Below are 10,879 nucleotides of genomic sequence, written 5' to 3' on the forward strand. Positions count from 1 at the left end.
TTGCGATTCACCGTAATGGGCCACCAGCCATGGGCTGGCGAGCAGCAGCACGGAGGCACTCAGCGCACCTGACCCCAACTGCAGCCAGAAGACCGAACTCAGGAGGCTGGAGGCCTCGTCGGTCTGCCGAACCATCTGCTCGACCATGCCCAGCTCATTGATCGCATCGATGAACGTGCTGATCGCCAGGCCGATGGCCATCACGCCCAGCTCATGCGGGGAGATTTCGCGCGCGATCAGCAGAAAGAACAGGAAGGACACGCCCCGCGACCCTGCGCCACCGAGGATCGCCCAGACCGACGCGAAGCGATCTGATGCCATCAGAACTCATTCACCACCACGCCAGCAAGTGCCACAGAGGAACTGATGGTCAGGGGCGACAGCAGGGCCTGCAAGGCGTCGATTCTCGATTTGTGTCGACGGCACACGGCCAGCGCCGCGCCGCAATGCGTCGCGATGACCCGGGCGTCGCTGCCCAGAGAGGCTGCTGGTGTGTCCACGATCACGTAATCGAACTTGGTGGTCAATTCCTTGACCAGCAGACCGAAGGTCGGGCGTTGAATCAGTTCGGTCGGGTTGGGAGGCACCACACCAGCGGGCAGCACATGCAGGCTGGGCAACTCTTCGACCGGGTGGATCAGGCGGGACTCAGCCCGGCCCGACAGGATGCTGCTCAGGCCCACCTTGCTTTCGATCGCAAAGATCTCGTGCTGACGGGGCGAGCGCAGATCGGCGTCGATCAGCAGCGTGCGTCCACCCAACTGGCTCAGGGCCGCGGCCAGGTTGGCGGCGTAGTAGGACTTGCCGTCACCAGACTCCGGGCTGATCACGGCCAGGGCATGGTGTCCTTCTTCCTTGGAGAACACCGTGTTGAGCAACTGCCCCCGCATGGCGCGGAACAACTCGGACTGATCCGAGAAGGGCTTGGTGCCCACGATCACCTCGGCGGCAATCTTGCGGTTGGCCTGGTTCACATATGGGAAGTGGAACTGCTGGGCCAGAGCCCACAGCACGTCTTCTTCCTTGGCAAAGCCCAGGGCCACGGCGGCCTCACCGAACTTGACGCCGTTCTGCATCTGATAGGACAGGATGCGCTCGACCTGTTCGGCCGACAGATTGTTGGTCTGACGGATGATGTCGCCAATGGATTGCCCTTCACCGGGGTTCGGCATCGCGGCATCGGGGGGGAGCTGGCTCGGAATGACTTGAGAGTACATGGTCAATGCTGGATGCTGAGGATCAACGGGCGCCAAGGGCGGAGGGCAGATTGCGCTGAATCACCCAGGGCGGGGCCTTGCGCGTCAGCAGGCCTTTCGGTGCGTTTTCAGTCTTGAGCAGCACGCCCACCAGCGGGACGCCCAGTTCACGCAGCACATCTTCGTTGCTGCGCACGCGACGATCGATCAACTCCACGGCCATGGCGGTGGCACAGGCAATCAAGGTGCCCAGGATCATGGCAATGCCCAGATTCAGCCAGCTCTTGGGGGCCGACGCCGAGGCGGGTGGAATGGCTTCCTGGATCACCGACAGATTGGTCTGTGCGCTGGCCGATTCCATGGTGGCTTGTGACACGCGGCCTTGCACCACGTCATAGGCACGCTGCAGGTTCTCGACGTCACGCGTCAGCATGCTGGCATCGGCGCGTTGCTCCTTGAGCTTGAGCAGCTTGGCGCGCTGCTCTTCCAGGGCAGCCTTGGCTTGAACCAGGCGAGTGGCCTGAATCGAGCCGCTGGTGCTGATCATGCTGTTGACCCGGCCGAACTCCGCATTCAGGCGGGTACGCAGGGACTCGACGTTCGAGAGCTGCTGCTGCACGGTCGGGTGGGCATCGCCCAGACGGCTGCGCAGTTCCTGCAACTGCGCCTCGGCGCGGATCAGGTCACTCTTGATCTGGGCCACGACGGCGCTGTTGGATGCCTCGACGGTGGAGTCGGTGCCACGCGAACGTGCCGTCGCCTGACGGGCTTCCGAGTCGGTGGTCATGGCCTGCAGCTGAAGCACCTGGGACGACAGTTCAGCCAGACGCTGTGTTTCGACGTCCAGGCGTTCGTCGGTGGCCATCAGGCCGGCGTCGCGCTGGTACTGGGTCAGCTTGGCATTGGCGGCTTCCAGGCGCTTGCGCAACTGGCCGGCCAGCGTCTCGAAGGTGGAGCCGAACTGGCGTGCAGGCTCGGAGCGCAGGTCACGGCTCACTTCGATGAAGGCGCCTGTGAAGGCATTGGCAAAAATGGCAGCCTGGTCAGCGCTGTCAGCTGTGTACTCGATCGAGATCACATTGGATTCGCGGGCTGGATCCACCTTGAGCGAGGAGCTCACGCGATCAGCCAGCCACACGCGATAGGGCACCTTGCCCTTGGTCGTGCTCTGCCACAGAGCCTGGAACTGAGGGTTGACGTCCAGCTTCAGATTGGTGATGACCCGATCCAGCACGCGCTGGCTCTTGACCACATCGCCCTGGGTGGCCATGTAGGTGGGCGACATCATGCCGGGCAGCACCATGCCGGCCACCGGGTCAGGCGACTTGATGTCCAGCATCACGACGGCGGTCGCCGTGTAGCGCTTGTTGAGGATCATGTTGAGCGCCAGCGTGCTCAGCAAGGCCAGCGAGATGATCGACGCAACGATGCCCCAACGTGCTCGCAAGATGGCGATGATTTGAGAAAACGACATAGAAATCCTTGTACTTATCTTTATCTTTATCGATCAGGCGCCAAATACCCTGGAGCGGAAAGCAGAGGGGAAGGATTGATTGAGATCCTGCAAGAACCGGTTGTGGATGGCGACGGCTTCGGCTTCCGACACATTGGGCGTCGAAATACGCACGAGCATACCGTCTGCAATCTTGCCACGCAGTCCGTAGTTCAACTGAGCCAGCTTGCGACCCAGGCCGGGCAGCGTGGCGGTTTCATCCAGGGTCACGTAGTAGGAGATCTGCTCCACATAGCCCTCGCGCACACCTGTCAGCAGGCGCACGGGGAACTTGTGGTGGCCGACCTCCACCTCGCGTGCGCCTTTGTCTGTGATCGTGAAACCTTGACCCACGTAGCAGAACTCGGGCCGGTGGGCGGCCGTGGATTCGGAGTTCTGGTCGCTGCCATAGGCAATCGACATCAGGATCACCTGGCCCTTGCTGTTGATGTAAGCCCGCGCCAGGGTCTGGGAGTAGGTGGCGTCGATCACGGCCTGAGCCACGGGGTCGGGCAGCACCTGCTGAACGCCAGGTACTTCCTTCCAGTCGGCAAATTGCGTCGGAAAGACGTCCTTGACCACCAGCTTGGGCTTCAGGTCAGCAATGTGAACCGTGGGCTTGAGTGCCACGGCGCCCGCGATGCTGCCCACCATCATGATGGCGGCAATCACGATCGAAGCAGATAGACGTTGACTCATGCGGAAACGATGGGCAATGGGGTTGACAAGTCGGTCTGTGATTGTCGCTTGGCAGCTTCACAAGTTCCGTGATCAGTCCGTATTTGTACTAGGCATTTACCCTCGTGGGGCCTGAATATGGGGGGGAGTGACGGTGTACATTGTCTGCTTCGCATCGACAGACCCTGCCCTTTCTTCATGCCTGCTTTTCCGGTCGACAGTGACAACGCCTGGGCTCTGTGGCAGGCCGGGCGCATCGCGGCGACCAATATTCTGGTGGACGTGGCGCTGCCCAAATATGACAGCCGGCCGATGTCTGACCAGCGGCCCGTGCTGCGCAATATCGCGGCCAAGGCAGGTCACAACGCCATCCGCGTGCTCTTTGACCTGTGGCCCCTGGCCGAGGGTGATGATGCCCTGCACGAGGTGGATGTCGTGGCCCGCGACGGCTGGGGCGACACCCGCACGTCGCGCAAGACCGCCATCCACAGCTGGGTCGATCCGGATCTGGACACGCTCAAGGCCCTGGCCGAGCACATCGACCGCATCCTTGACCAATGCGCCCAACTGGGCCTGGGGGTCATCCTGTGTGTCGGGCAGTACCACGCCGTCAAGCACGGCGCCCTGTGGCGCCAGATCGAGCGTCACCACCGCCTGGTGGCGTTCTGGGAGCGCACCGCCCAGCGCTGGCCGCAGCACAAGGCCCTGATCGGCTTTGAGCTCCTCAACGAGCCGGCCCCCGGTTACGAGATCCACCACGGCCAGGAGCGTGGCATGTTCCACAGCGACATGCGCCGCCCTCCCGCCAATGGCCAGCCAGAGAGCGAGCTCAACTACAACCCTCAGCACTACACGCGGCTCATGGAGCGCTGCATCAGCGCCATCCGTCGTCACAACACCCGCACGCCCGTCATCGTCAGCGCCATCCATGGCGCCCACCCGGACGGGCTGGACATCTTCCGCGTCAAGACTGCGCCTGATCTGGACCGCGAGCTCCACAACACCCCCTGGCCCGGCTCCTGGTCGCCCCTGCGCCCTGCGCTGGTGCACGGTCTCAACCCCTACTATGGGCAGGACCGCTGCGATGGCTTTTCGGCCACCGATCGCAGTGGTCTGCCGCGCGACCCCAGTGGCCTGGTGGTCTACACCTTCCATTTCTATCTGCCGGCTGCCTTTGCCTTGCAGGGGGTCGATGCCTTCGCGTACCACACTACCGGCGTGCTCTACCCCAAGGGGGGCGCCGCTGGCGAGACCTTGCAGGCGGACGAGACCGAATGGCGGGACGGCCTCATCCAGATCCGCAGAGCCGACTACAGTCAGGGCTTGTCCCAACTGCTCAAGAGCTGCCAGCGCGCCACGGCCTTCCGCAAGGACTTCGGCGTGCCTGTCTTTGTGGGCGAGTTCTCGGCCATCAGCCTGGATTTCATCCGCAGCCTGCCCGATGGCATGGCCTCCCCGGTGCGGGGCGAGCACGTCACTGCCCGCCAGATCGTTGGCCTGTCCTGGAAGGACGGCGTGGCCACAGCGCTGCTCAAGTCCCCCCTGATCATCGACGTCGACAACTTCATCGATTCGGCCGGGCGCCCCTACTCTGCACTGCCTGTCGTGATGGATGTGCAACTGCATGGCGGGCGCAGCAGCCCCTACAACGTCCGCGAGGTGCCCGTCACCCTCAACGGGGTACGCTACGAGCCTCAGGCCCCCACGCGCTTTCACCGCGGGCGCAACAACCGCTTCAGCTTCCCCATGCCGGGCAAGCCCGTCGAGTCCATCGGGCTGCCCACCGATGCCTCGCTCGAGGCCGCCGCACAGGCCCCCGCCATCGCGAGCTTTCGCATCGTGATCACCCCTGAACTGGCCCAGCGCCACCAGGCCAGCCGCGTTGATTACGTGCGCGATGTGCTGCGCATGTGCCATCAAAGCGGCTTTTCCTGGGCCTGGTTTTCTGACTACCTCACCCCTGCACGCCCGGACTTCGCCGCCGACATGTTCCGTGTCGATCCGCAAGGCCGCATCCGCGCCCTCATGCGCCGGGCTGCTGCAGGGTCCACCGAGTGAGCATGGAGGCCGCCCCTGACATGGACCGCAGAACCGTCCTCATTGGCCTGCCCGTGGTGGCTGGCGGGCTCATCGCTGGCTCCGCCGTCGTGCTTTACCGAGGCCAGTCCTCGGAGAACCTGCCCCAGGTCGCTGTGCCTCAGCCGGGCGGCGCCATACCGTCTGCGCCCGGTCGCGGGCAGCAAGGTGCCTTGCTGATCCAGGGAGATGCCTTTCCCGGTGCGGCCAACCCCTTGCTGCCTTCCGAGACCATCGACGAGGCCTGCCTCAACGGCGACCAGCTCAGCATCTGCCTCAGCCACACCGCGCAGGGGCGACGACGCGTTCTCTGGATCGCCCTGCGACAGGACCGTGCCTGGGAAGCTGGCGTCAGCCATGCCTTCGACTGCGCCGACCCCGTCAGCGTCGAGGCCACCCTTCACAACCTGCCTGAACCCGGCATCGCCGGGGTGGATCCTGCATCCCACCACTGGCGCATCGCCAGGGGCCGCATCCAGGCGCGACTGCTCAATAGCACCATGCTCGAACTCACCATGGCCCCCGAGGCGGGCGCCGACCTCGTGGCCACGCCCTGGGCCTCCTCATCGCCCAATGCCGCCAAGGCGGATGTCCGAGTCACCCACGCCACCCCCGCGGCCGACCGGACCCTGCTGGTGCGCCTGGGCATCGAACGGGAGGCCACGGTTTGAGCGCACCCGGCGGCTACATCCCCTCGATCGATGGCCTGCGGGCCCTGGCGGTTCTGGCGGTCTTCCTCTTCCACCTCGATGCAGCGTGGGTGCCGGGTGGTTTCGTCGGCGTGGACATCTTCTTTGTCATCTCCGGCTTTGTCGTCACCGCCTCGGTCTTCAGCCTGCCTGCGGGCGGCCTGGGCACCTTCCTGGCGCACTTCTATGCCCGGCGCGTCGTGCGCATCGGCCCCGCGCTGGTGGTTTGCCTGCTGGTCAGCATCCTGCTGTCCAACCTGTTCATCCCGCCGGCCTGGCTCAGTGATGCCAACTACCGCACGGCCCTGGCAGCCTTTTTCGGGTTGAGCAACCTGGCGCTCAGTGCCGTCGCGGGTGATTACTTCAGCCCCCGCTCCGAGTTCAACCCCTTCACCCACACCTGGTCCCTGGCGGTCGAGGAGCAGTTCTACCTGATCTTCCCCTGGCTGATCTACGGCTATGTGCACACCCGGCAGGCTTTCACCCGCCGTGCCGGTGTCGTTGTCCTGGCGCTGCTGGCGTTGGCTTCGCTGGTCTGCTGCATCTGGTGGAGCAGCACCTCACCCATGCGCGCTTTCTACCTGCTGCCTGCACGTTACTGGGAGCTGGGTCTGGGCGTGCTGCTGTGGCTGGCGCTGCCTTCCCTGCAAGCGCACCTGCGCACCTGGTCGGCCCCGGTCCTCATGGGCGCCTCGCTGCTGGTCGCCGGTACGGTCCTGGCATCGCTGTGGCTGGTGCGCGAGGACGCCTTTCCCTACCCTTGGGCCCTGCTGCCCGTGCTGGGCACTGGCGCGCTGCTGGTCCTGCTGGTGGCCCGGCCCGACGGCCCCGCCGCCCGCATCTTCGGCTCGGCCCCCATGGTCTGGCTGGGCAAACGCTCCTACTCGCTCTACCTGTGGCACTGGCCGGTGTTCGTGCTCATGCGCTGGACGGTCGGGCTGGAGACGCCCGCCCAGCAAGCCTGCGCCGCCGCGGCCGCCCTGGTGCTGGCCATGCTCTCGTACAGCCTGGTCGAGCAACCCCTGCGTGAGGCGCAGTTCATCCGCCGAGCGACCAAACCCAAGGTCGTGCTGGTCGGCCTGAGCCTGGTGGCGTCGTCGGCGGCGCTGGGCTTCGTCATGTTCAAGGCGCAAACGCACCTCTCGCTCAGCGTCACCCGCGACACTGCCACCTGGTTCCCCTTCAGCCAGGGCGCCAAGGCCGGGCAGGGCACCTGCGAATCCGAATCCCTCTACGCGCCCATGGCCGGCGGCAATCTCTTCCGCTACGAGCCCCGTGCCTGCCCACCACCGCCGCCCGGTGCGCCCTTGCTCTACGTCGTGGGCGACTCTCATGCCGATGCCTACGCACCCCTGCTGCGCCGCGTGGCAGAGCACACCGGCCGCACTGTCACCGTGCTCAGCAAGGGCGGCTGCTCCATCTTCAATCTGCTCACCCCCAACCGTCTCGTGTCGCCCCCCTGCGCGGAATACAGCCGTGCGGCCATGGACCACCTCACGGAGGTCCTGCGCCCGGGAGATGTGCTCTTCCTGCCCTCGCTGCGCGTGCCTCGCTTCTCTGAGCAATGGAAATCCCAGGCCACACCGGCGGACTGGGGCAGCCCGGCGGGCGCGCAACAGCAGCAACCCGCCATCGACGAGGCCATCGCCCAACTGCGGCCCCTGGCCCAACGCGGGGTGTTCATCGTCTTCGAGGCACCCAAGCCGGTCTTCAAGGCCCCGCCATACCGCTGCTCCGACTGGTTCAACCAAGGCAACCCCATCTGCGCGCCGGGCCTGAGCATGCCCCGCGAGGTCCTGGAGCGCCATCGCGCCCCGGCTCTGGCTGCCATCCAGCAGGTTGTGACTGCGCTGGGCCCCCGTGCCCAGATCTGGGATCCCTTTGATCGCCTGTGTACTGGGCGAGACGCCTGCCGGGCTTTCCAGGGCGACAAACCTCTGTTCTTCGACGGCGACCACCTCAGTGGCTGGGGCAATGCCATCCTCTTTGAGGATTTCACGGCCACAATTGCCCCGTTATTCGTTGGCACGGCAGCGCATTGAGCCGCTACAGTGTGGTCATTCATCCCACATCATGAACAATGACACCATGACAAAGAAAGTTGCACTGATCACCGGCGTCACGGGCCAGGATGGCGCCTATCTGGCCGAGTTCCTGCTCAAAAAGGGCTACGAGGTCCACGGCATCAAGCGTCGCTCGTCACTGTTCAACACCGACCGCATCGATCACCTGTATCAAGACCCGCACGTCGACAACCGCAACTTTGTCCTGCACTACGGCGACCTGACCGATTCGACCAGCCTGGTGCGCATCGTCCAGCAGGTCCAGCCCGACGAGATCTACAACCTGGCCGCCCAGAGCCACGTGGCCGTGAGCTTTGAAGAGCCCGAGTACACCGCCAACGCCGACGGCATTGGCGCGCTGCGCCTGCTGGAGGCCATCCGCATCTGTGGCCTGGAAAAGAAGACCCGCTTCTACCAGGCATCGACCTCCGAGCTTTACGGCCTGGTGCAAGAGATCCCCCAGAAGGAAACCACCCCCTTCTACCCCCGCAGCCCCTACGCCGTGGCCAAGATGTACGCCTACTGGATCACGGTCAACTACCGTGAGGCCTATGGCATCTACGCCTGTAACGGCGTGCTCTTCAACCACGAGAGCCCGCTGCGCGGCGAGACCTTCGTCACCCGCAAGATCACGCGCGCCATCAGCCGCATTGCGCTGGGCCTGCAAGATTGCCTGTACCTGGGCAATATGAGCGCGCTGCGCGACTGGGGCCACGCCCGCGACTACATCGAGATGCAATGGCTGATGCTGCAGCAGCAGCAGGCCGAAGACTTCGTCATCGCCACCGGTGTGCAGTACAGCGTGCGCCAGTTCGTTGAATTCGCCGCCAAGGAGCTGGGCATCACCCTGGCCTTTGAAGGCGAGGGTGAAAAGGAAGTCGGCAAGGTCGTCAAGGTCGAGCCCGTGCTCAATGCCAAGGGCGAGAGCGAAGTGCTGGCCAAGTGCAAGGTGGGCGATGTGGTCGTCAAGGTCGACCCCCGCTACTACCGTCCCACCGAGGTCGAGACCCTGCTGGGCGATCCCACCAAGGCCAAAGAGAAGCTGGGCTGGACCCCCAAGACCACCCTGCAGGAGTTGGTGGTCGAGATGGTGCGCGCCGACTACACCTCGGCCAAGCGCGACAGCCTGGTCAAGCTCGCGGGCTTCCAGGCCTTTGATCACTACGAGTGATTGCGACTCCACCCTGACCGGAACTGTTGTCTTTATTGACAACACGCATGGGTGTTGTCACAATGTCCAACATGAAGGCTGTCCCGCTGATTCGCCGTCGCGTTGTTCTGGCTTCTGACGCTTTTGCTGAAGTCGCCGTGTGGCGTGTCCCGGAACCAGTTCAGCCCTCCGAGCACCCATTCAAGTACCGGCTGGCGTATGTTGTCCAAGGCAGATGCGTGCTCCGGTACGACAATGAACGAGGCAAAGGCGATCATCGGCATTCCGAAGCCGAAGAATCGGCCTATGTCTTTTCCAGTCCCGAGCAATTGATGCGGGACTTCAATGCTGACATCGTGAGGTGGAACCATGCACACGGTCGTTCTTGAAGTACGCAGCCTGGCTGATACCTTGGCGGATGCCGCCCATGCCATGACATCTGGACGCGGAGACGCAGAGGCTCGCATCGGTTTTGCATCGCCTGAATTGCTTTGGCAGGTTCTCACGGCCAAGCGCTGGGAGTTGCTCAAGGCCATGTGTGGCTCGGGGCCCATGTCGATACGTGAAGCGGCACGTCGGGTCCATCGTGATGTTAAAGCGGTGCATGGTGACGTGATCGCGCTGCTGGATGCTGGTGTCCTTTGCCGCTCGCCTGAGGGCCAGGTGGAGTTTCCATTCGATGCGGTGAAGGTCGAGTTCATGCTTCAGGCTGCCTAGCCCCCTTGATCGTTTCAGCCCTGATCACTCCCACCGATTCCCTATCCCGGATGAACCCCATGCAGCTTGATGCCAAGATCTTCGTCGCCGGCCACCGAGGCATGGTGGGCAGCGCCATCGTGCGCCGCCTGCAAGCCAAGGGCTACACCAACGTGGTCACCCGTGGCCGCTCAGAGCTCAATCTGCTGGACCAGCAGGCCGTGCACACCTTCATCCACGACGAAAAGCCCGACTACATCTACATCGCGGCGGCCAAGGTGGGCGGCATCCAGGCCAACAACATCTACCGCGCCGAGTTCCTCTATCAGAACCTGATGATCGAGGCCAACCTGATCCACGCCGCCCACGAGGCCGGCGTGCAGCGCCTCATGTTCCTGGGCTCCAGCTGCATCTACCCCAAGCTGGCCCCCCAGCCCCTGAAAGAAGACTACCTGCTCACCGGCCCGCTGGAGCCCACCAACGAGCCCTACGCCATCGCCAAGATCGCCGGCATCAAGCTGTGCGAGGCCTACAACGCGCAGTACGGCCGCCAGTACATCAGCGTCATGCCCACCAACCTGTATGGGCCCAACGACAACTACGACCTCCACAACAGCCACGTGCTGCCCGCCCTGATCCGCAAGGCTCACGAGGCCAAATGGCGCGGTGACGACGCTCTGGTGGTCTGGGGCACGGGCACGCCCATGCGTGAGTTCCTCTACGCCGACGACCTGGCCGACGCCTGCGTCTACCTGATGGAGCAGGGCTACGACGGCCCCCTGGTCAACATTGGCACCGGCATGGATGTGACCATCCGCGAACTGGCCGAAATCGTGGTC

At 64.0% G+C, this 10,879-nt stretch carries 11 protein-coding genes; 7 read left to right on the top strand and 4 right to left on the bottom strand.

Annotated elements, in window-relative coordinates:
• The 4 genes from VFW84_RS12065 to VFW84_RS12080 form a co-directional block, all read right to left on the bottom strand.
• A partial coding sequence (locus tag VFW84_RS12065; RefSeq protein WP_329680704.1) for an oligosaccharide flippase family protein occupies nucleotides 1–321 on the bottom strand: 321 nt, incomplete at its 3' end.
• Complete coding sequence (locus VFW84_RS12070; protein ID WP_329680705.1) at nucleotides 321–1,172, bottom strand: polysaccharide biosynthesis tyrosine autokinase; 852 nt, start codon at nucleotides 1,170–1,172, stop codon at nucleotides 321–323. The genes VFW84_RS12065 and VFW84_RS12070, both read right to left, overlap by 1 nt.
• A 67-nt stretch (nucleotides 1,173–1,239) precedes the next feature.
• On the bottom strand, nucleotides 1,240–2,670 hold the full coding sequence (epsF, locus tag VFW84_RS12075; RefSeq protein WP_329680706.1) for a chain length determinant protein EpsF: 1,431 nt from the start codon (nucleotides 2,668–2,670) through the stop codon (nucleotides 1,240–1,242).
• A 33-nt stretch (nucleotides 2,671–2,703) separates the two neighbouring features.
• Entirely contained in the window at nucleotides 2,704–3,387 is a 684-nt protein-coding gene (locus VFW84_RS12080; protein WP_329680707.1) for an exosortase C-terminal domain/associated protein EpsI, read from the bottom strand.
• 177 nt (nucleotides 3,388–3,564) lie between these two features.
• On the opposite strand from VFW84_RS12080, the gene VFW84_RS12085 reads away from it, so the two are divergent.
• The 7 genes from VFW84_RS12085 to VFW84_RS12115 form a co-directional block, all read left to right on the top strand.
• Nucleotides 3,565–5,424, top strand: a complete 1,860-nt coding sequence (locus tag VFW84_RS12085) for a cellulase family glycosylhydrolase (RefSeq protein WP_329680708.1) — start codon at nucleotides 3,565–3,567, stop codon at nucleotides 5,422–5,424.
• Nucleotides 5,425–5,444: 20 nt separating this feature from the next.
• Nucleotides 5,445–6,113: a hypothetical protein gene (locus tag VFW84_RS12090; protein WP_329680709.1), complete on the top strand. Its 669-nt coding sequence runs from the start codon at nucleotides 5,445–5,447 to the stop codon at nucleotides 6,111–6,113.
• Nucleotides 6,110–8,173 (top strand): acyltransferase family protein, encoded by a 2,064-nt coding sequence (locus tag VFW84_RS12095; RefSeq protein ID WP_329680710.1) that lies wholly within the window; start codon nucleotides 6,110–6,112, stop codon nucleotides 8,171–8,173. The genes VFW84_RS12090 and VFW84_RS12095 overlap by 4 nt, the downstream gene beginning before the upstream one ends.
• Before the next feature lie 46 nt (nucleotides 8,174–8,219).
• Nucleotides 8,220–9,365 (top strand): GDP-mannose 4,6-dehydratase, encoded by a 1,146-nt coding sequence (gene gmd / locus VFW84_RS12100; protein ID WP_329680711.1) that lies wholly within the window; start codon nucleotides 8,220–8,222, stop codon nucleotides 9,363–9,365.
• Nucleotides 9,366–9,436: 71 nt separating this feature from the next.
• Nucleotides 9,437–9,733: a toxin-antitoxin system TumE family protein gene (locus VFW84_RS12105; protein ID WP_329680714.1), complete on the top strand. Its 297-nt coding sequence runs from the start codon at nucleotides 9,437–9,439 to the stop codon at nucleotides 9,731–9,733.
• Nucleotides 9,714–10,061 (top strand): DNA-binding protein, encoded by a 348-nt coding sequence (locus tag VFW84_RS12110; RefSeq protein WP_329680712.1) that lies wholly within the window; start codon nucleotides 9,714–9,716, stop codon nucleotides 10,059–10,061. Before VFW84_RS12105 ends, VFW84_RS12110 begins: the two co-directional genes overlap by 20 nt.
• Nucleotides 10,062–10,120: 59 nt before the next feature.
• The coding region (locus tag VFW84_RS12115; protein WP_329680713.1) for a GDP-L-fucose synthase at nucleotides 10,121–10,879 on the top strand (759 nt) is incomplete at its 3' end.

It is taken from the genome of Aquabacterium sp. (assembly GCF_036279655.1).
Taxonomy (GTDB): Bacteria; Pseudomonadota; Gammaproteobacteria; order Burkholderiales; family Burkholderiaceae_C; genus Aquabacterium.

Excerpts from the sequence above, each read along its gene's own strand:
- VFW84_RS12070 (WP_329680705.1), bottom strand. The coding sequence starts at position 1,172 with ATGCCGAACCCCGGTGAAGGGCAATCCATTGGCGACATCATCCGTCAG.
- epsF (WP_329680706.1), bottom strand. The coding sequence starts at position 2,670 with ATGTCGTTTTCTCAAATCATCGCCATCTTGCGAGCACGTTGGGGCATC.
- VFW84_RS12080 (WP_329680707.1), bottom strand. The coding sequence starts at position 3,387 with ATGAGTCAACGTCTATCTGCTTCGATCGTGATTGCCGCCATCATGATG.
- VFW84_RS12085 (WP_329680708.1), top strand. The coding sequence starts at position 3,565 with ATGCCTGCTTTTCCGGTCGACAGTGACAACGCCTGGGCTCTGTGGCAG.
- VFW84_RS12090 (WP_329680709.1), top strand. The coding sequence starts at position 5,445 with ATGGACCGCAGAACCGTCCTCATTGGCCTGCCCGTGGTGGCTGGCGGG.
- gmd (WP_329680711.1), top strand. The coding sequence starts at position 8,220 with ATGACAAAGAAAGTTGCACTGATCACCGGCGTCACGGGCCAGGATGGC.
- VFW84_RS12105 (WP_329680714.1), top strand. The coding sequence starts at position 9,437 with ATGAAGGCTGTCCCGCTGATTCGCCGTCGCGTTGTTCTGGCTTCTGAC.
- VFW84_RS12110 (WP_329680712.1), top strand. The coding sequence starts at position 9,714 with ATGCACACGGTCGTTCTTGAAGTACGCAGCCTGGCTGATACCTTGGCG.